We start from the raw sequence: 18,994 nt of genomic DNA on the forward strand, positions 1-18,994 counted from the left end.
AGTTTCGAAGCCAGAGCGGTTGCAGGACGGCGACGGGGCTGGTGACCGGACCGGGTGGCCCGCAGTGATCAGGGGCCGCCACAAGCAGTACCGCAGTGGCAGTACCCGTAGTAAGTGCAGTTCGCAGTACCCGGCAGTGAAGTAGGTGAGCAGCACCTCGGTGAAGGCGTCGGCTGCGGGCGCGCGCACCGGGAAGTTCGTCGACCAGGGCACCCCCATCGAGGCCGCCTGCCGCATCGTCATCCTCGACTGCTCCCCGGCTTCGGCTGGTCGCAGGACTGAGCGACCTCGTTTGCATGGTGGTAATCAACTTGCTGCCCGCCCCAGCGGGTGGGCAGGATCTGGATCATGCTTGAAATACGCACTTTGGAATCAGACGAGTGGCCCCTTTGGCGGGAGTTGCGACTGGCCGCGCTTGCTGAGGCGCCCTACGCGTTCGGATCGACGCTGGCCCAGTGGCAGGGGTCCGGCGACCGAGAGGAACGCTGGCGTGCACGTCTGTCGATTCCTGGCGCGCACGATCTCGTCGCGCTCCTCGACGGCCTTCCGGTGGGCATGGCCAGCGGAGTGCCGGGCGAGGGAGCAGAGAACGTGGAGTTGATCTCGATGTGGGTCAGCCCCACGGCTCGGGGCAAGGGCGTGGGTGACTGCCTGATCCAGGCGGTCGAGCGGTGGGGGGTGGAGCGTCGTGCCACGGCGCTGCGGTTGTCCGTCATGCCGGACAACCGCAAGGCGACCGCGCTCTATGAGCGGCACGGTTTCACGGACACGGGTGAGCCAGGCGATCTTCTGCCCGATGGCGTTGGCAGGGAGCGGGTCATGGCGAAGAGCCTGGCCGCTGTCTGATCTCCACATCCGGGCACGGCGGGATCCCTCACTTGGGTCAGGCTGCGGCGGCGAGGGGGCGTCCGCCCCCCAGCGAATGCCCTTCTCGCTGCGGATGTGGGCGCGTTCGCGGCGCTGTGCGGTCAGGACGTCGGGGTGGCGGGTTTTGGTTGCGCCAGCGCAGGTAGCGGTGCAACTGGCGGGTCTGGACGGTGTGGTTGCGGTGGTGGGAGTTGGCGAGGGTGAACTGTCGCGGCGGCCCGAAGTGTGCCTCGATCGGGTTGGCCCAGGACGCGTTCGTCGGGGTGAAGCACAGCTTGGCCTTGTTCCGCGCCGCCCACTGTCTGATGCGCCAGTTCTTGCGGGCGGACAGGTTGTCCAGGATGACGTAGACGGGGGCGCCGTCCGGGCGGGCCGCGCGGATGCTCTTGAGCGCGGCCCAGGTCGGGCCGATGCCCTTGCGGCATCTGTTGACGCCCCGCAGGGTGCCGTCGCCGACCGAGTAGCAGCCATGGAAGTAGCGGGTGCCGTGAGCGCGGTGATCTGCGGTGATAGGTCGCCGGCTACCGGTCCGGCCTGCCTCGCTCGGCCCAGCAGGCGCCGGCCGTCGGGCGGATGCCCAGCGGCCCGAACTCGTCGAAGGCGAAGGTCCGGTCCGGGCGCTCGTGGAGCACGTACTCGATGCGGTCCAGTTTGGCGTCGAAGTCCGGGCCGGTGGACTCCTTCCAGGTCTTGGTGCGCTGGAAGGTGATCCCGCGGCGGGCGAGTAGGCAGCGCAGGGCATCGCGGCCGATCCGTATCGGGCGGGCGAGGTCGCGGCGCAGGCGATCGGCGAGTTTCCGGATCGATCAGCGGGTGAAGGGCTTGCCGAGCTCGGCCGGGCGAGTGGTGGCCGTCTGGATGACGAAGTCCTCGTCGTCACGGTTGAGCAGGACGGCCTCCCGCCCACCGAGGGTCCAGGCAGGACAGCCCGAGCTCGTTGTCCCGGACGGTGTCCTCGTCCGCCTGCACGAGCCGCGCGATCACCGGCACGCTGTTCCCGTCCGCCGAGGCCAGCAGCATCATCGCCCTGCGGAACCGCACCGTGCTGGTGCTGCCCCGTCGTACGACCCGCTGCAGGTTCTGCACCTTCTGCTCGTCAACGTACGCACCTTGACCTGCTGCGCCATCCCGCCTCCCCGCACCGACCGGACGTGCCGTCACATCCACCCGGCACGAGGACCATGAACACCAACCTGGCGAACCTACGCGGTCACAGCACTAGCGATCATGATCAAGGGTTAGCGCCAAGGGCTGTACTGCTGGTCCCCAAGGCCGATCACGGCGTCCGTCGCAGCCTGCATCACCCTCATGACCACCCTTGGTGCACCCCGCAAGATGATCGCCCTCATCGCCGCGAGTGCTCGTGACCCTGATCCTGGCCAGCACCACGCTCTGGAAGTCTCCGTCCACACCGCGGTCTCCTCCGGCGCCCTCGCCATGCTCGCCCTCGCCTACGGCCGTTGGGCGCTCGCCTGCTACCCCCTCGTCGCCCTGGTCGGCTGGTCCGCGTCGACTTCCGCGACACACCCCCCAGGTCCTCGTCGGCACCCTCGTCGGCGCCGCCGCAGCCCCGGTCCTCGCCCTCATCATTGAAATCCCGCGTACCCCGTCACATCCCGGCACGCCGCTTCGTCAGTGAGACGAAGCCGGTGAACAGGCCGAGCCCGAGACGAGGGAGCACGACCATGACGGACACACCCACCAGCACACCCACTTCGATCTCCCGGATGCCGGACCCGGGGGAGTTCGTGCCCGAGCTGAGAGATGTCAGCGCGGCCCTGTTCCGCGCCACGGGCAACCGCTCGGTGCCACGTACCACGATGAGCCTGGTGCACCTGCGGGCCGGGCAGATCGTCGGCAACACCTACCTGACGATCCTGAACACCGCGTTCCTGCGCAAGGCCGGCGAGTCGCAGGAGCGCATCACGGCCGTCTCCTCGTGGCAGGACGCCCCGTACTTCGACGGAGCCGAGCGCGCCGCCCTCGCCCTGGTGGAGGCCACGCTCCAGCCCGCCCCGCACGGCCGCGAGCGCGTCACCGACGAGCTCTATGCCGAGGTGGCGAGGCACTACGACGACACGGCGCTGGCCACCCTCACCATCGCGATCGGCCAGATCAACTTCTTCATCGCCCTGGCCGTCATCGGCAAGCCCCAACCGGTCACCTCTCTCGCGGACCGGCAGTGGGACTGACCCGACCACGTGAGGAGCCCGGTACCGCCCGGCCGGGCCGCGTACCGCTGCCACCCGCCTTCACCGTCAAGGCCGCCACCGCCGACACCGAGGGACGGGTGTCGCTCCTCAAGGTGACCCTCGCCAAGGACATCCCGCGGCACGTCCACCACCGCGCCGACGAGTGCGTCTACGTCCTCGACGGCATCGTCGACATCGAGTTCGACGACCGGTCCCACTTCGCGCCGCGGGGAACCTTCACCCTGCTACCTCAAGGCGTCCCGCACGCCTGCGCCGCGCCTCCGACCCGCCCCCTGCGCGTCCTGCAGATCTCCTCCCCGGGCGGCTGGGCATGCTACGTCGAGGACCTGATCGAGGCAGGCCCGACCGTCCTGACCGCGAAGATCAACCCCATCGCCGCCCGCTACCACATCGAGTACGAGGAGCGGCGGCCCTGACGAACCCGCGCGGTGCCGCGTCGTCCCGCGGTGCCGTTGTCCTTGCCGGCGTCTATAGTGCCGGCCACCAGCTGGTACGACGGGAGGTTCTGGATCAACCATCGTGAATACTGTCGCTCGGGTCAATCGCGGCGCGATCCTCCACTGCTACAGCTTCGTCATGATGCCCCGTCTCTCAATGCCGTAGTGCCTTACGATCACCCGGGTTCCGTGCAGCAACCGCGTAACCCACGCGGCTTCACACGAAAGAGGGCCTGCGGGCGAGCGGTCGGCGACCGCCCGAGGGCAGTCGACCCCACAGTTGGGCCGCATGACCGTCGGAGTCCACCAGGCCGTTGACGCGAACATCGCGCGGACGAAGGCGGAGGGCACCGACCGGTGAGGCCGGTCTCCTCAAGTCCACGATGACCGAGGGCCCGGTGCGCGACGCGATCCTCGCCTTCCCGACCCCGCTCTGGGCACTGCGCCCACCGCCCCGCCACGGGCGCTGCCCCCGCCCCGGCTGTGGCGGCGCCGGTGCGCGAGGCGGTTCGGAAGGCGGGAAGGGGGAGGAGATGAGAGCGGCGCGCATGTTGGCGACGATGGACGAGGTGGAGCTCGGCGGCCACGTCTGCCGGCTCATGCATGCGGACGCCACTCCTCCCTGATGACGCGCCGGCCTTCGTGGCCGACGAAACGCGGATCGTGACTGCGTACCGGCCGTGCGGTGGGGAACACGTAGGTCAACTTCGGCGGAGAGCGGAGACCAGCGTGGTGAAAGTTCAGGTACGTGATCACGGTGTGACGGTGGCACGGCTACCCGACGTCGTCACCTTCGACACGGTCACCGCACTGCAGCCCGACATCACGGCGCTGCTGGACGAGAGGAACTGCCGCCATCTCGTGCTTGACCTCTCACGGATCGACTTCTTCGATTCCTCCGGACTGTCCATGCTGCTGAAGGTGTGGAGGAGGTGCCTGGCCACCGGCACCGCGTTCACCCTGGCCGCACCACCCCCGTTCATCAGCGACATGCTGGAGATCACCCAGATCGGCAGGGTCCTTGCCGTAGCCCCTTCCGTACAGCAGGCACTGCGCATCCACCACCAGGCTGCGGGAAACGGTGATCCACTCATGGCGGATCACGCCTGAGTGGGCGTGCACTCCTTCCGGTACCTCGCCGCGGGCGACTACTGGTTCAACGACGAGCACGCCGACGGCCACGACGGCATCAACAGCCGCGTCCACACCTGATCCGGCAACCGAAGGGGCGGGCACCCGCACGGTGTCCGCCTGCCTGTGCGGCGGGTTCGATGACACCGACACGAGGGGTCGTGTTGCGCGGTGTGCTTGCATGCTTCGGTGAACCAACGGGACGCTTTTACCGCCGAGGAGTCTTCGCCCCGGCGCATCCGGCCGCGCGATGCGTGCGATGTCGATGCCTGTGTCGACGTGTTGGCCGAAGTCCATGGGCGCGACGGCTACCCGGTGAACTGGCCTGAGTGCCCCAGCGGGTGGCTGAGGCAACCGTCCCTGCTGGCGGCCTGGGTGGCGGAACAGGACGGACACGTCATCGGTCACATCGGCCTTTCCCGCAGTGGAGAGGGCGATGCGGCGCCTGCCCTGTGGAGCCGCCGGGAGGGCGGCGATCTCGGGAGCACCGCTGTTATCAGCCGCTTGTTCGTCTCGCCGGCAGCCCGTGGCCATGGGATCGGCGCTCGGCTGATGGCGCGAGCGGGTGGAGGATGCGCACCAGCGTGGTCTACACCCGGTCCTCGACGTCCTGGTCTCCGATACGTCGGCGGCGGCCCTGTACGAACGCCTGGGATGGACCTTGCTGGCTACCGTCGACCAGCGGTGGAGCCCGTGCCAGACGGTGACCGTGCATTGCTATGCGGCACCGGTGTGATCAACTGACGCGACACGCCTCGTCAGGCCACTCATCTCGGCGGGCGGCGGGGACGGTCGCTCCTGGCGGGCCGACTTTGGGGCACGTCCGGTGTGTACCGGGCATGACTGGCGGCAAGCAGGGCAGGCGCCGGTTGCCGCCCCGCCCCGGTGGGGCGGACCAGACGATCTTCGGGCACCTGCACCGACGGTGCTGCCTCGGGGAGTGTCAGAACGGCCGGTCGAGGGACGACGACGCATGAGGCGAGCAACGAGACCCCAAGAGCCGTCGGCCGTGTCAGCGCACACCGTCGATACCCCGGCGACGACGCGGCCCGTCCGCTGGCCGGTGCTGCGGGCGTGTTGGACACACCAGGCGTTCGTGCACTGGCCCTATCCGCCGGGCGAAGTCCAATCGTTGCTGCCCTCCGGTCTTCGGGTCGACACCTTTCAGGGCCGGGCATGGGTGAGTCTCACACCGTTCGTGATGGAGTCGGTCCGTGTCCTGGGAGTTCCCCTTCCCCATCGGACGTTCCCGGAGACCAACCTGCGCACCTACGTCCGGCTGGCCGACCACCACGGTCCGCAGGGGGTGTGGTTCTTCACGCTGGAGGCGGACAACCCGCTGATGCTGGCGGGATGGGCTTTGGGCATTCCGTACCACTGGGCGGACCTGCGGGTGGGCAGCGACGGCTCGGAGCACCGCTATGCCGGGCGCCGCCGCGCGGGCGGCCCGTCGTACCGGCTGATCGTCCGCACGGGCCCCGAGGTGTCGGCCACGGGTCTCGACGCCTGGCTCACCGACCGCGCCCGTGCTTACTCCTACCGGGCCGGGATCTTGTGGAGCACGCCGGTGCAGCACGAAGCATGGCCCCTGCGACGGGCGACTCTCACGCATTTGCGGGAGAACCTCACCCGCTGTGCGGGTTTGACGCTCCCGAGCACCGAACCCCTCGCGCACGCCTCGCCGGGTGTCTGTCCGGTCCTGTTCGGCCCGCCCCGCCCCGCCACCGGAGTAGGTGGGTAACCGACTCCGGGTTCTGCACGGCGCCACCGCCGGCCCACCGGAACTCCTCAGCGTTGCCACGAACTCGCCGAAAAGACGGCGGCATAACTGTGCGGGAGGCGGCGACGGGGTCCCTGACCGGATCCGACACGGGTTTCTTCACCCAGCCTGGCCCGGTGGCCTAACGCCACAGATCTGCACCGTCGCGCCCACTCGGGTCCATCGTCAAGAGGTCTTCGTGAAGACCCGAGAGGGGACGGCCGGTGGAACATCCGTCCTCGTCGGACTCCATGACCGCCCAGCCGACATCGACCCCTGACACGTTCACGTCCTTGCCGCAATCGAACTCGTCCACCACGGCGAATACCGATTCGTAAGCGATAGCCCGAGCCAGCACCACCAGGTCGTCCCGGTCTGCCCCCGCATCCAACAAGCGCCGAGCTGCCGCCACCTGTTCCAAAGCTCCCGGGCCGGCCCACCCATCGATCGCACCCTGCCACAAGGAGCGGAGCAGCACGAACCGTGCCAGCTCCGGCTGGTTCTTATCAATCTCAGACCGGGCCCAACCCGATGCGTCAGCCGCGCCAAGGGCTTCGAACTGCGTCCGAAGCAATTCCGCCGCGGCTCGCTTTGACGGTGCGAGTCCGGACAACCACGACTGCCACATCGCCTCGACATCTTTCATCGCACCAGGATGCCCCACCGGACGCCGGTACCTGCAAGATCAACAATCCCCGCAGATCCGTATCCTCACCACCGTCAGGTGACGTCGTTGCTGTTGAACGTCCGCAGCACCCAGGATCGCTAACTGCTGCCCAAACCGATGACCAAGCGCTGCTACTTCACAGGTTCCGGCTCAACTTCTGTGTCCTGCTGCAACGGCTGCCGTGCTGGATAACGGCTCGCTGCGCACAGGACGATCCCCTACCTTGAACCGTAGCGGGATGGCGCGCATTCTCGCAGGCTGCGGTGCCGTGGCAGAGCGGCCCATTGCGATCGACGTGGGCGAGGTCCCGCTCACGGCGACTGACGGAGACGGGGCGGGCCTGCCCCTGTCTGTCCACGGGTTCAAATCCCGTCGGCACCGCAGCCGACCTGGAATTCTGTCCAGCGCACGCACTGCCACGTCGGTCCACGTCCACGCAAGTTGAGCCAGACCCACTTCACATGCACGAAGCCAGATGGGTAAGGCAAGCCGTGATCGCTGCCCCGTGGCCGTAACGACCGTTGTCGCGGAAGCTGCGCAGACTGCACTCAGGCCCCGTACGCGTCCGGGCGCGGCAGGGGCCCTACATCGGTATGGCGGCCCGGGCGCAGGGACGCGTGCCGTTGGCCCGGGCCAGGGCCGCTCCGGGCGGCGAGGGCGTCGGCGACGAGGCCGGTGGTGAAGGCGTACACCGCTTTGTGCAGCACGTCGACCACCCATTCGCCTCGGGGCCAGGTCTGCGGCGGGGCGCCGACTCCGGTCGCGTTCTCCAAGATCTGGTCGTTGGTGAGCCGTACGACGGCGAACTTCGCCGATGCCAACGGCCCGCGCAGACCGGCATGGGCCATCACCGAGCGCAGGACGCCCAGGAGGGCGGCCTGACCGAAGTGCATGGCCCAGTTCACGCGCAACGGCTGCCGGCCCGACTGTTCGGCCATCGCGGTGAGCCGCTCCAGGACCCTGGCGGGCACGTGCGAGTCGGGCCGGCCCGTAATCGCCTGCTCGAGCTTTTCACCGAGCGTCATGACGATGCCACCTGCCGTGCCCGCCACCATGCCTTGCCACAGCGCACGTTTCATCATGCCGGGCGGCTACCCCGTGGCGGGCCGCTACCCGTGAAAGCCGGTGTACGGGGCCGCGCCGCGCCCGGTCACCACCCCGCCGTGAGGGCCAGGTAGGCGCGGTAGCGCGGCAGTCCGCGGAGGCCGGGCAGCGGGTGCGGGCGCAGGTGTGCGCCCAGCGCGACGGCGCGTCCTCTGCCGAGAGGAGAAGTGCGGTGGGCCGGGTCCGGGCCAGGCTCGTCAGCTCCGGAGCGCTGATGTTCCCGTCGTGGCCGCCGTACACCTGCCGGGCGGCGCATCCGGTGTTGAACGCGGCCCGGAGGCTTCCACGCCGCTGAGGACGCACGGGGGCCGCACGCCCAGACGGCGCAGTTCGTCGGGACGGCGGTGAACGCCGCCCGGTCGGCGCGGCTGCGGGCGTCCTGTTGCCTCGCCGGCCTGCGCAGGTCACGGGCCAGCAGCCCCGGTGGGCGGGGGTGGCTGGTGGCCGTGCCATTCGCAGAGCAGGACGGTGGCGTCATCACCGAGCTGCCCGTCGTGGTGTTGGAGGACGGCGTGGACCAGACGACGCAGGGTTTCGGGGACGGGCAGGGCGTCGGCCTGGGCCCGGATGATGAAGTCGACGAAGTGGGCCAGACCGAATTCGCGGCCGGTGCGGTCGCGGGCTTCGGTGATGCCATCGGTGTACAGCACGAGGCGGTCGCCGGGCTCCAACTGCTCGCGGTGCACATGGGCGGGCAGGCCGAGGTCGGTTCCCAGCGGGTGGGTGGGAGTGCGTTCGAGCGTGGTGATCCAGCGGCCGTCGCGGATGAGGATGGGCGGCGGGTGGCCGCAGTTGATCCACGACAGCAGTCCGCTGTCCAGGTCGAGGTCGGCGAGGATCGCGGTGGCGTACCGGTCCAGGGTGAATTGCTCGATCAGCATCGCTTCGATGCCATCACGCGCCTGGTTCAGGCTCGCCCCTTGGCGGCGCTGGTTGCGGCAGGTGGCCATGGCGAGGTTCGCGGTCAGACCAGCGGCCGTGTCGTGGCCCATGGCGTCGAAGACGGCCAAATGGGCCACATCCGCTGCCAGGGCGTAGTCGAAGGCGTCCCCGGCCGTGGCGTAGGCCGGCTCCATCGCGGCTGCGATCGTCACCCGCGGCCCGGTAAAGGTACGCGGCGGCATCAGCGTCCACTGCATCTCCGCCGACACCGACATCGGCTCCAACCGGATCAGACGCGCGTAGGAGTCACTGTGCGCCCGCGCCGCCACCAACATCATCCCGACCACCGAGGCCAGATCCCCCATGGCCTCCCGCGCCTCGGCATCCGGCTCTCCCTCCGTGGCGATGACCAGGACGCCCAGACGCTCGGTACCATCCAAAAGCGGCAGCCAGTGGAACCGGTGGCCCTGCAACGCCGCGGACACCACCCGCATGCTCTGAAAGGCACGCCCGGCCAAGGTGGCGTCGACCCGTAGCTGCTCACCGCCGCGCCCGGCGTCGAGTCCCTCACCGGTCACCTGGCGCAGCATGTCTTCCCGCAGGTCGCATACGTAGATGCGGATCGGGCTGAAGCCGGCCCGCGAGGCGTGCTCCGCCACGACGGCGGGCAACTGCTCGAACGTGGTGACATGGCTCGCCCGGAGCAGGCCCGTGAGCATGATGCTGTAGGAATCGGGCACTGAAGATCCTCCGGCCTGTAGTGGGGCAAGCCTGTCTCCCTCATGGTCACCCTTGCCGACGGAGATCACCGGCAGATCGGGCCGCCGGTGATCGCCCGTTGCCGCCCAGCGGGTCGGACCGGGCTCGCCACGCCGCCCTGGCATGGCGAGGAACTACCAGCCGATCCGACCTGGGAGGCGGGCGCCGCGGAGCTTATGGCCCTAAGGGCGCCGTCTGCCAGCCACTCGCCGGCTCCGTATTGGGACGATCGCTCCTGACGGACCGACTGGTGATGTTTCTGGCGTGGGCCCGGTGCATGCCAGGGGGTGAGCAGGGCAGGTGTCGGTTGCCGCCCCGTCTCGGCGGGGCGGACCAGATCGAGGTGCCGGACGCGCCGCTTTTGAGGTTGGGTGGGGACGGTGGGGTTCCATCTCCTCTGGCCAGCGTGGCCGGGGGTGCCGATCTCGGCGTAGGGGAGCCCGCCAGTCGCGCCGCCCAGTGCCCTTACTTCCCCCGCTGCTTGCGCTTCCACACGGTTGCCACCGGGTCGTCGCGACCAGCTCGACGGCCGGCTCTGCGCCCTCGGCCAGGGTCCGTAGAGGCGGCCGTCGGACGAGGCCGCGGGGTGGCGGGGCACGCGGTTCATGACAGGGTGAAGAGGATCATCACGGTCGTCAGGAAACCGTAGGCGGTGGCGGTGAGGGCGACCAGGCGGCGGCGAAGGAGCGCGTAGCGGAGGCCGTATTCGGTTTTGAGTTCTTCGGCCCGCGCCACGACGGCGGTCAGTATCTGCCGTTTGAGGCGCAGGTGGTGCTCGGCGAAGCGCTCGGCGATCTCCTGCCGTTCGCCCGGGCCGAGCCAGGTCAGGCCACGGGCGAACTCTTCGCCCGCTTGGTCGGCCTCGCGGCGCGCGGCCTGGCTCATCAGGTACCCCTCGAGCCGGGCCAGGCCGGCCGCCGCGTCGGGTGGATGCTGCTCGCTCATCGCCGGCCGTGCCGGTCAGCGGGGCTGGTCCGGGGCCTGGCCGGAGCCGGGCAGGGACCCGCGGGGGGCGGCGGCGTTGTCCTGGTCGATGACGTCGCGTTTGCCGTGATCGCCCGCATGGTCGAACGCGGCGACTTCCGGGTAATGCAGGTCGAAGGCGGGGGATTCGGAGCGTACGCGGGGCAGGGTGACGAAGTTGTGGCGCGGCGGCGGGCAGGAGGTGGCCCATTCCAGGGAGCGGCCGTAGCCCCAGGGGTCGTCCACGGTGATGCGCGGCGCGTACTTCGCGGTCTTCCACACGTTGTAGAGGAAGGGCAGGGTCGAGCCGCCGAGCAGGAACGCGCCGATGGACGAGACGGTGTTGAGGGCGGTGAAGCCGTCGGCGGTGAGGTAGTCGGCGTAGCGGCGCGGCATGCCTTCGGCGCCCAGCCAGTGCTGGACGAGGAAGGTGAGGTGGAAGCCGATGAACAGGGTCCAGAAGTGGATCTTCCCGAGGCGTTCGTCGAGCATGGTGCCGGTCATCTTCGGCCACCAGAAGTAGAAGCCGGCGAACGTCGCGAACACCACCGTCCCGAAGACCACGTAGTGGAAGTGGGCGACGACGAAGTAGGTGTCGGTGACGTGGAAGTCCATCGGCGGGGAGGCGAGGATGATGCCGGTCAGACCGCCGAACAGGAACGTCACCAGGAAGCCGACCGACCACAGCATGGGTGTCTCGAAGGAGATCGAGCCCTTCCACATCGTGCCGATCCAGTTGAAGAACTTCACCCCGGTCGGCACCGCGATCAGGAACGTCATGAAGGAGAAGAACGGCAGCAGCACCGCCTGGGTGGCGAACATGTGGTGGGCCCACACGGTCACCGACAGGCCGGCGATCGCGATGGTCGCCCCGATCAGGCCGAGGTAGCCGAACACCGGCTTGCGCGAGAAGACCGGGAGGATCTCGGTGATGATCCCGAAGAACGGCAGCGCGATGATGTAGACCTCCGGGTGCCCGAAGAACCAGAACAGGTGCTGCCACAGGATGGGTCCGCCGTTGGACGGGTCGAAGACGTGCGCACCGAACTTGCGGTCCGCCTCCAGTACCAGCAGCGCCGCCGCCAGCACCGGGAACGCGAAAAGGACCAGGACCGAGGTCAGCAGGATGTTCCAGGTGAAGATCGGCATCCGGAACATCGTCATCCCGGGCGAGCGCATGCAGATGATCGTGGTGACGAAGTTGACGGCGCCCAGGATCGTCCCGAAACCGGACATCGCCAGCCCCATGATCCACATGTCGCCGCCGATGTACGGGGTCCGCTCCACACTGCTCAGCGGCGTGTAGGCGGTCCAGCCGAAGTCGGCCGTCCCCTGCGGCGTCAGCAGACTCGCCACGACGATGAGGCCGCCGAAGAAGAACAGCCAGAACGAGAGCATGTTCAGCCGGGGGAACGCCACGTCCGGCGCGCCGATCTGCAGCGGCATGACCGCGTTGGCGAACCCGGCGAAGGTCGGTGTCGCGAAGAACAGCAGCATGATCGTGCCGTGCAGGGTGAAGATCTGGTTGTACTGCTCGTTGGTGACGATCTGCATCCCCGGCCGGGCCAGCTCCGCCCGCAGCACCAGGGCCAGGATCCCGCCGAACACGAAGAAGACGAACGAGGCGATCAGGTACAGGTGCCCGATCTTCTTGTGGTCCGTCGTCGACAGCCACGAAACGAGCACTCTGCCCCACGAACGCCCCGGCACGGGAATCGGCGTGATGGGCTCGGTCGACGTCACCATGAGGAGTCCTTTACGGAAGACAGACGCACGGACGCCCCGGTACCCGCGGCACCGGTCTTGTACGCGTCGCTCACCTTTGTACTACGGAGAGTGACGCGGTAGGTCACCCGCGGCCCCCGCGTCAGAGTGATCCGTCGTCCAGAACACTGACGGCCTGTCCAGGAGAACCATGAGACCGGGATGTCATGGGGACCGGGGGCGTCACCCGCGACCGCACCCTGAGCCCGGGCAATCGCATAGGCGGCCGGATGAGCGTGCGACAGCCCCGGCGCACCTTGTACCGCCGTGGCCTTCCCCAGTGACGTTTCTAAGGCTGCGGCGGTGCTGCCCGGTCGGGGCTCGATGTGCCCCGGTGGGCCGGCAGCTGCTCACTCGCGCCGCCGCCCTCGGAGCGCTTGGCGGCCCGCAGCAGCGCCATGCCTATCAGCGCCAGCACGATCAGAGCGGCGCCGAGGACCACGTCGTAGACCCGGTTGCTCTCGGCGAACGCGGTCTTCTGCAGCCCCAGGACGAACGGCGAGGCAACCAGCCACGCCCCGCAGAGCAGGATGAGCACGTCGGAGCGCATGTCTGCCCCGCGGTAGAGGCGTGAGCCGGCCGCGAACAACACGATCGTGCCGACGATGACCTCATTGATCTGCGCATCTTTGGGGCCGTCCTGCAGGGCCATCGGAGCCACGCACAGCACCAGGGCCACGAGCAGCATCAGCAGGCCGAGAATGTCGTCGTGCTGACTCCTGCGCAGGCTCTTAATGCCACTGACCTGCGCAACACTGTGATGACTGTGCACCGTCATGACAGCCTCCTCGTATTCAACAGACGGGCTGTTAACCGCACCTCACGAACCGCCTACCCCGGTAGACGCCGCTAAGCCTTCGTGAAGGCCGCCCCGGTCTCGGGCGGCGCGGCATCGGCGAGGGAAACAGTTCGAGGTTGCGCCGCCGGGGTGGTGACCGGCGGGTCCATGTTGCCTCGCCGGTCCGCGAGGCCCTACGGGTGAGGGCTCCCGGTGGGCGGTGGTGGCTGGTGGCCGTGCCACTCGCAGAGCAGACGCCGGCGTCGTCGCCGAGTTGCCCCTCGTGGTGCTGGAGGACGGCGTGGACCAGGCGCAGGGTTTCCGTCCGCCACGTCGCCGACCAGGTGAAAACCCGCCTGCCTCAGGGCATGCCGCACACTCGATGCGAGATCAGAGGACGCAGGACCAGAGTTCCGCTGCCCCGACTTACGGCGATCACACCCGGACACCACAAACAGGTTTCTGAGGGGGCCGGAGCCCGTTCCGAAGGGCCGTCGGCCCACGGCCGGGCGACTGGGCGCGATCGCCTTGGCGTCGCCGGCGCGGGCCCTTCTGCGTTACCGGGTGAGGAGGGCGCTGACGGTTTTGCCGCCGGTGGGCCGGTGGGTGATCCGGGTGGTGTGGGCGAGGCGGTTGATCATGGGCCAGCCGAAGCCCCCGGCGCCACCGTTCAGGTCGGGGGTCCGCAGGAGTGGGGGGTGTGGGCTGGCGTCGTGGACGGCGATCTCGATGCTGCCGGTGTGGGCGGTGAGGTCCACGGTGCAGGTGCCGCCGGCGTGGCGCAGTGCGTTGGTGACGAGTTCGGAGACGACCAGGACCACGGCTTCGGCCGGCTCCTCCGCCATTGGGGGTACGAGACGTGCGAGGAGGGCCAGGGCGCTCTGGCGGGCGTCGGCGACGGACGTCGTCGCGTCCCCGATCGCGACTTCGACGCTCATCGTCTCCATGCAGGACCCCCGTGGTGTGTGGATCTTTCAGTGCCGGGTCTTCTTGGCCTATTGCTTGTGCCCACCCTGTTGCCGTCCACCCGGCTCCTGCCGTGCGTGCGTCTGCTTCCCGTGACTGTTCGAGTCCGATTACCTCTCCGTCGAACGCGCAAAAACCTGAGTTGGCCGGAGTAGACATTGGGCGGTGGAGTGGTTATGGTTTCTCTCGTAACCAGCAAGGACGAAGGGCCCGGCAGGAATGAACTGCCGGGCAGCAGTACGCAGTACCCGCAGTTGCAGTACCCGTAGGACGGTGCGGCGGCGGAGTTTCGAAGCCAGGTTTGTGCAGGACGGCGACGGGACTGGCGGCCGGACCGGGTGGCCCGCAGTGATCCAGGGGCCGCCATGAGCAGGACCCGCAGCAAACGCAGTGCAGTTCGCAGTACCGCAGTGGAATCAGTATCAGCAACACCCTCGGTGAAGGCGTCGGCTGCGGGCGCGCGCACCGGGAAGTCCGGCAGTGGGGTTCCAAGCCAGAGCAGACGCACGATGGGCGACGGGGCTGGCTGCCGGAAGCGTGGCGCTACCGCAGGCCGCTGAGCAGTACCGCATCACCAGCAGTACCCGCAGTAGAGCAGTACCGCATTACGGCAGTTGAGCAGTATCAGCAGTACGCAGTCCCTGTAAGTGGCAGTAGCAGTTGATCAAGAGGGAAGAGCGGAGGAACGAACGCCATCGGGATCGCCCGGGCGAAGTTGTACCCGGGTACCGCAGGACATCGATAGTGAGGTGGTCTCCGGTCAGGCAACCGCGATCCCCGCACCCCCGACGACACGGTCGGTCGTGTGGAAACAGGGAGCCGGCGCAGTATCAGGGCCGGCAGATGGTGTAGCAGTTCCTTCGGGGCCCTGGTGCCGTACGGCACCAGGGCCCCTCCACGCGTTCCATCCATTCCTGCAGAAGGTGACAGTGACAGCAGACGCCTCGTTCGACCGTCTCGAAGACGACGACTACCCCGCCTACACCATGGGACGGGCCGCCGAACTCCTCGGCACCACCCAGGGTTTCCTCCGCGCCATCGGCGAAGCCCGCCTCATCACCCCCCTCCGCTCCCCGGGCGGACACCGCCGCTACTCCCGCTACCAGCTGCGCATCGCAGCCCGCGCCCGCGAACTCGTCGACCGCGGCACCCCCATCGAGGCCGCCTGCCGCATCGTCATCCTCGAAGACCAACTCCAGGAAGCCCAACGCATCAACGCCCAGTACAGGCGCGCCGCCGAATCGGCGAATCCGTCGACCGCGGCCTGAGGCGAAGGAGGGCCGCCGAGAGTCGGCTGGCGGGGCGATCCCGCCGGGTGAGTGACCGGCCAAGTGCTGGACTTCGAAGGAGGCTGAGCCGACAGGGATGGTGTCGCCGTCCGTGACGGATTCGGCGGCAAGAGGCAGTCCTTCGACGTCGGCCGCGCCGGCCAGGCTGCGGGCTTCGGTCGCTCGCACGACTTCCACGAGGGCCTGCCCCGCGGGGGAAGAGCGACCCCGTCGGCGTGAAGTACCCGGAAGCCGTGGTGGGATCCGTGGCGCGATGACGCACGACCAACCCCCATTCGAGGCTCTTGGAGGCCTACGGTTTCTGCTGGGACGGCGTGGGCTCGGTGTGGTTGGCGGTCATGTCGAGGAGGAGCATGGCGCGTCGTGGTCGGCGGTGCCGGGCTGGGCGGTGTAGATGCCCATGCCGTGGCCCGGAGTGCTTTCGAGGGCCATGCCTTGGAAGTCGAGGGTGATCTTGCCGATCTGGGGGTGCTGGAAAGTTTCGGTGGTGATCTTGCGGCCGGTGACGTCGTAGTTCCCACAGTCCGGCGAAGTCCGGGCTCTTCAAAAGGAGCTCGCCGACGAGTGCATGGGGAGTCACTACCGCCCTTAAGTTCCCCGCGTCCCACCCTAATCTGCGCGTCTCCGCCTTCGCCTACGGTTTGACGGCGCTGCCCTTCACCTTGGCACTGCTCGCCTCGTACCCTCCGCACATGACTGATGATCCGTTCCAGTGCCGCTGCGTCCTCTGCCATGACTACGGCGACCGGGACGAAGCCGACCGCATGGATCTGACGGTCATCGAGCATGTACGGCAGCACGGATGGCACGTCGTGATGGTTCCCGAAGACGAGATCGGTCCTGGATTCGCCTACACGGTCGGCCTCGCGCACACTCACGGCGGACCTGAACTCGCCATGTTCGGGCTCGATGTCCACGCCATGCACCGCATGCTCAACACGCTCGGAGAGAATTCCGCAGCGGGTGAAGCGCTGGCGGACGACCAGAGCCATCCTGATGTTGTCGCCGGCCATCGAGTCGCGCTCAGGCAGGTTGATCGCGGTTGGTACCGGACCTTCTTCGGGCAGGCCATCGGGTTCTACCGGCGACCGCCCCTCCTCGTGCTGCAAGTCGCGTTGCCTGACGCCGAGGGTCGTTTCCACTGGGATGAGCAGGCTGGCGAGAGGCACCGCGAGTCACAGCCTCAGTTGTGGCTCTCTCCGAGTGACCATCCTGCCGGGATCTGGACGACCGACCTCTGATCTCCTGGCTCGGAAGCGGCGAGCCGGCACCCGGGCGACGCACTACTCAAGCAAGATCATCGGTCGGCTGCTGGGGCGGGCTGCCCGGACGTCGGGTGTGCGCCCGGCCGGCCCTCCTGGGGCGGTGGAGGGGCCGGTGATGGTGCGAGGCTGTATTGAGAGCCTTTGTGCAAGGAGAAATGCCAATGCGCCCTATTTGGTCCGGTGCGATCAGTCTTGGCCTGGTCACTTCTCTGAACCATCCCGGCCTGTGGTGGACGCGGGCCGGCCACCGTTCTGGGGCGGCGGACGGAGTTCCCAAAGAGGCTCGGGACGAGGTGCTGGCAAGGCGTCGTTCGAGCGGGGTGCGGAGGCGGATGCGGATGCGGGTGCGGCCGAGGAAGACAGCCAGCTGTTTGGCCTCGTGGTGATTCCGTGCGACCGGGGCCTGCCCCCAACCCCGACGGCGCCGAAGACGGCGAGAACGAGAAAGGCTGAGGGCCCAGGCCCCGGCCGACTTCGTGGCCGGGGCCTGGGAGTGGCTCAGTCGGCCTGGCTGTTCGTCTGCTTGGGCAGGCAGAACATCAGGGCCCACATCAGGGCGAGGAAGCCGGCGACCCACCACAGCACGGTGATGAACGCCCCGCGGTTGAGTCCGGCGTCGGGTGAGCCGCCGGTGGTGGCGAAGAACACCAGCGCGGTCAGCGCGGTACCGAGGGCGATGCCCAGGTGAATCGCGGTGTTGAACAGGCCCGAGGCGGCTCCGGCATCCTCGTGCGGGACCCGGGCCAGCGACAAGTCGGCGAGCGGGCCGCCGACCATGCCGAGACCGAAGCCGATCAGTACCACCGGAGCGGTCATCGCCAGCAGGGTCAGGTCCCCCTCGCCTGCGGCGGCCTGGACACCGTAGGCGGCCATCGCAGCGATCGTGATGAGTGCTCCGGCCTGAGGCAGACGGCGGGCGAAGCGCCCGGCGCTCTTTGCCGCGAGCGTTGCGCCGGCCAGCTCTCCCAGGGAGAGCAGAACGAAGGCCAGGGCCGCGTGGACTGGGCTCATGCCCAGTCCACGCTGGAGGTAGAGGGTCCAGGTCATGAAGAAGAGCCCGCACAGCAGGCCGTGCATCAGCTGCGCGGCCGTGCCGCCGGAGAACTGCCGGCCCCGGAAGAGGGACAGGGGCACGAGCGGGGCGTCGTCCTGCTTGCGCCGCTGGTGGCGCAGGAGGACGACCAGCACGAGGAGGGCTGCACCAAGCAGGGCGAAGCACCACAGCGGCCAGTGATGCAGATGACCCTCGGAGAGGGGGAAGACGATCAGGACGATCGCCAGCGCGGACAACGCCATGCCGGGCAGGTCGAGCCGGTCAGCCTTCTTCACGGTCGACTCGGGGATGAACTTGCGTCCCAGGAGGAGTACGGCGACGCCGACGGGCACGTTGACCAGGAAGATCGGCCGCCAGGACAGCCCGAACAGGTCGGCCTCGGTGAGCAGGCCGCCCAGCACCGGACCCAGGACGTTGGCGATGGAGAGGACGGCACCGTACAGACCGAAGGCTTTGCTGCGGTTCTTACCGTCGAAGGTGACATGGAGAGTGGCCAGGACCTGCGGGATCATCAGCGCCACTCCCACGCCCTGGAGCATGCGGGCGCCGATCAGCACGCCCGGCCCGGCAGCCAGGCCGGACATGAGCGAGGCCGCAGTGAACACGACGGTGCCCAGGAGGAGGATCTTTCGCCGGCCGTAGAGGTCACCGAGGCGACCGCCGGTGATCAGCCCGACGGCGACGGGCAGTGAATAGCCGGTGGTCAGCCACTGCAATGCGGACGGTCCGACGCCGGTCGACTCCTGGATCGCGGGCAGGGCGGTCAGGACGACCGACTGGTCGAGGAGGTCCATGAGCTCGGCGGTCAGCAGGACCAAGAGGGCGATCCGGGCGGCCAAGGCCATTTTCGGGTGGTGAGGTGCTGGGTCGTCCGGGAACGGGGTGGTGTGCTGCGGCTCGTTGTCGAGCGCGGAGGAAGACACGACGGGAAACTCCTGATCCAAAGGAATCGGGGAGCCATGCCGACAGCCGCACCGGGGCCGGAAAACACGAAACCCGGGGCAGACGGCAGAGCTGCACCCGGGAAAGACAAAAAACAGGGGGAGGATGACGCAACTCAGGCCAGCGTGACGTCCGCCCCCGGACACGTGCGACG

The 18,994-nt window shown here is 68.4% G+C and carries 17 protein-coding genes, 1 tRNA gene and 2 pseudogenes; 9 read left to right on the forward strand and 11 right to left on the reverse strand.

Features of this window, described 5'->3' with window-relative positions:
* Nucleotides 1-348: 348 nt before the first annotated feature.
* Nucleotides 349-846, forward strand: coding sequence for an N-acetyltransferase family protein (locus ACWGH1_RS23745; RefSeq protein WP_453351683.1), 498 nt, complete (start codon nt 349-351; stop codon nt 844-846).
* 37 nt (nt 847-883) lie between these two features.
* Here the strand turns inward: ACWGH1_RS23745 and ACWGH1_RS23750 are convergent, their stop codons facing one another.
* Nucleotides 884-1,378, reverse strand: coding sequence for a transposase (locus ACWGH1_RS23750; protein WP_453351695.1), 495 nt, complete (start codon nt 1,376-1,378; stop codon nt 884-886).
* Between the two features lie 365 nt (nt 1,379-1,743).
* Nucleotides 1,744-1,953, reverse strand: a complete 210-nt coding sequence (locus tag ACWGH1_RS23755) for a helix-turn-helix domain-containing protein (protein WP_453351684.1) — start codon at nt 1,951-1,953, stop codon at nt 1,744-1,746.
* Nucleotides 1,954-2,552: 599 nt separating this feature from the next.
* Between ACWGH1_RS23755 and ACWGH1_RS23760 the strand changes: the two genes are divergently transcribed.
* From ACWGH1_RS23760 to ACWGH1_RS23780, 5 genes and pseudogenes are all read left to right on the forward strand, one after another.
* Nucleotides 2,553-3,059: a carboxymuconolactone decarboxylase family protein gene (locus ACWGH1_RS23760; RefSeq protein ID WP_453351685.1), complete on the forward strand. Its 507-nt coding sequence runs from the start codon at nt 2,553-2,555 to the stop codon at nt 3,057-3,059.
* Nucleotides 3,050-3,496, forward strand: a complete 447-nt coding sequence (locus tag ACWGH1_RS23765; protein WP_453351686.1) for a cupin domain-containing protein — start codon at nt 3,050-3,052, stop codon at nt 3,494-3,496. The genes ACWGH1_RS23760 and ACWGH1_RS23765 overlap by 10 nt, the downstream gene beginning before the upstream one ends.
* Before the next feature lie 624 nt (nt 3,497-4,120).
* Entirely contained in the window at nt 4,121-4,627 is a 507-nt protein-coding gene (locus tag ACWGH1_RS23770) for an STAS domain-containing protein (RefSeq protein WP_453351687.1), read from the forward strand.
* A 258-nt stretch (nt 4,628-4,885) separates the two neighbouring features.
* Nucleotides 4,886-5,384, forward strand: a pseudogene (locus ACWGH1_RS23775) (GNAT family N-acetyltransferase).
* A 237-nt stretch (nt 5,385-5,621) separates the two neighbouring features.
* Complete coding sequence (locus ACWGH1_RS23780) at nt 5,622-6,389, forward strand: YqjF family protein (RefSeq protein WP_453351688.1); 768 nt, start codon at nt 5,622-5,624, stop codon at nt 6,387-6,389.
* Nucleotides 6,390-6,549: 160 nt separating this feature from the next.
* Here the strand turns inward: ACWGH1_RS23780 and ACWGH1_RS23785 are convergent, their stop codons facing one another.
* Nucleotides 6,550-7,053 (reverse strand): hypothetical protein, encoded by a 504-nt coding sequence (locus ACWGH1_RS23785; protein WP_453351689.1) that lies wholly within the window; start codon nt 7,051-7,053, stop codon nt 6,550-6,552.
* A gap of 283 nt (nt 7,054-7,336) precedes the next feature.
* Here ACWGH1_RS23785 and ACWGH1_RS23790 point away from each other — a divergent pair.
* Nucleotides 7,337-7,455 (forward strand) — tRNA-Arg (locus ACWGH1_RS23790).
* 167 nt (nt 7,456-7,622) lie between these two features.
* Here ACWGH1_RS23790 and ACWGH1_RS23795 read toward each other — a convergent pair.
* From ACWGH1_RS23795 to ACWGH1_RS23820, 6 genes are all read right to left on the reverse strand, one after another.
* Nucleotides 7,623-8,099, reverse strand: coding sequence for a hypothetical protein (locus ACWGH1_RS23795; RefSeq protein WP_453351690.1), 477 nt, complete (start codon nt 8,097-8,099; stop codon nt 7,623-7,625).
* 483 nt (nt 8,100-8,582) lie between these two features.
* On the reverse strand, nt 8,583-9,800 hold the full coding sequence (locus tag ACWGH1_RS23800) for a PP2C family protein-serine/threonine phosphatase (protein ID WP_453408983.1): 1,218 nt from the start codon (nt 9,798-9,800) through the stop codon (nt 8,583-8,585).
* Between the two features lie 622 nt (nt 9,801-10,422).
* A complete protein-coding gene (locus tag ACWGH1_RS23805) occupies nt 10,423-10,764 on the reverse strand; it encodes a hypothetical protein (protein ID WP_453351692.1) in 342 nt (113 codons plus the stop codon).
* A 15-nt stretch (nt 10,765-10,779) separates the two neighbouring features.
* Complete coding sequence (gene ctaD / locus ACWGH1_RS23810; protein ID WP_453408984.1) at nt 10,780-12,528, reverse strand: aa3-type cytochrome oxidase subunit I; 1,749 nt, start codon at nt 12,526-12,528, stop codon at nt 10,780-10,782.
* Between the two features lie 307 nt (nt 12,529-12,835).
* Entirely contained in the window at nt 12,836-13,324 is a 489-nt protein-coding gene (locus ACWGH1_RS23815) for an SPW repeat domain-containing protein (RefSeq protein WP_453356907.1), read from the reverse strand.
* A gap of 557 nt (nt 13,325-13,881) precedes the next feature.
* Complete coding sequence (locus tag ACWGH1_RS23820) at nt 13,882-14,271, reverse strand: ATP-binding protein (RefSeq protein WP_453356908.1); 390 nt, start codon at nt 14,269-14,271, stop codon at nt 13,882-13,884.
* A gap of 948 nt (nt 14,272-15,219) precedes the next feature.
* Here ACWGH1_RS23820 and ACWGH1_RS23825 point away from each other — a divergent pair.
* On the forward strand, nt 15,220-15,558 hold the full coding sequence (locus ACWGH1_RS23825) for a MerR family transcriptional regulator (protein WP_453357472.1): 339 nt from the start codon (nt 15,220-15,222) through the stop codon (nt 15,556-15,558).
* Between the two features lie 313 nt (nt 15,559-15,871).
* Here the strand turns inward: ACWGH1_RS23825 and ACWGH1_RS23830 are convergent.
* A pseudogene (locus tag ACWGH1_RS23830) lies at nt 15,872-16,144 on the reverse strand (MmyB family transcriptional regulator); the annotation flags it as partial.
* 127 nt (nt 16,145-16,271) lie between these two features.
* Between ACWGH1_RS23830 and ACWGH1_RS23835 the strand changes: the two are divergent.
* Entirely contained in the window at nt 16,272-16,820 is a 549-nt protein-coding gene (locus tag ACWGH1_RS23835) for a DUF4262 domain-containing protein (RefSeq protein WP_453357471.1), read from the forward strand.
* Between the two features lie 522 nt (nt 16,821-17,342).
* Here ACWGH1_RS23835 and ACWGH1_RS23840 read toward each other — a convergent pair.
* Nucleotides 17,343-18,821: an MFS transporter gene (locus ACWGH1_RS23840; RefSeq protein ID WP_453408985.1), complete on the reverse strand. Its 1,479-nt coding sequence runs from the start codon at nt 18,819-18,821 to the stop codon at nt 17,343-17,345.
* Between the last annotated feature and the right edge of the window lie 173 nt (nt 18,822-18,994).

It is taken from the genome of Streptomyces sp. NPDC054883 (genome assembly GCF_053610645.1).

Coding starts and splice junctions, on each gene's coding strand:
- ACWGH1_RS23745 (WP_453351683.1), top strand. CDS start 349: ATGCTTGAAATACGCACTTTGGAATCAGACGAGTGGCCCCTTTGGCGG.
- ACWGH1_RS23760 (WP_453351685.1), top strand. CDS start 2,553: ATGACGGACACACCCACCAGCACACCCACTTCGATCTCCCGGATGCCG.
- ACWGH1_RS23770 (WP_453351687.1), top strand. CDS start 4,121: ATGCGGACGCCACTCCTCCCTGATGACGCGCCGGCCTTCGTGGCCGAC.
- ACWGH1_RS23780 (WP_453351688.1), top strand. CDS start 5,622: ATGAGGCGAGCAACGAGACCCCAAGAGCCGTCGGCCGTGTCAGCGCAC.
- ACWGH1_RS23785 (WP_453351689.1), bottom strand. CDS start 7,053: ATGAAAGATGTCGAGGCGATGTGGCAGTCGTGGTTGTCCGGACTCGCA.
- ACWGH1_RS23795 (WP_453351690.1), bottom strand. CDS start 8,099: ATGACGCTCGGTGAAAAGCTCGAGCAGGCGATTACGGGCCGGCCCGAC.
- ACWGH1_RS23805 (WP_453351692.1), bottom strand. CDS start 10,764: ATGAGCGAGCAGCATCCACCCGACGCGGCGGCCGGCCTGGCCCGGCTC.
- ctaD (WP_453408984.1), bottom strand. CDS start 12,528: ATGGTGACGTCGACCGAGCCCATCACGCCGATTCCCGTGCCGGGGCGT.
- ACWGH1_RS23815 (WP_453356907.1), bottom strand. CDS start 13,324: ATGACGGTGCACAGTCATCACAGTGTTGCGCAGGTCAGTGGCATTAAG.
- ACWGH1_RS23820 (WP_453356908.1), bottom strand. CDS start 14,271: ATGGAGACGATGAGCGTCGAAGTCGCGATCGGGGACGCGACGACGTCC.
- ACWGH1_RS23835 (WP_453357471.1), top strand. CDS start 16,272: ATGACTGATGATCCGTTCCAGTGCCGCTGCGTCCTCTGCCATGACTAC.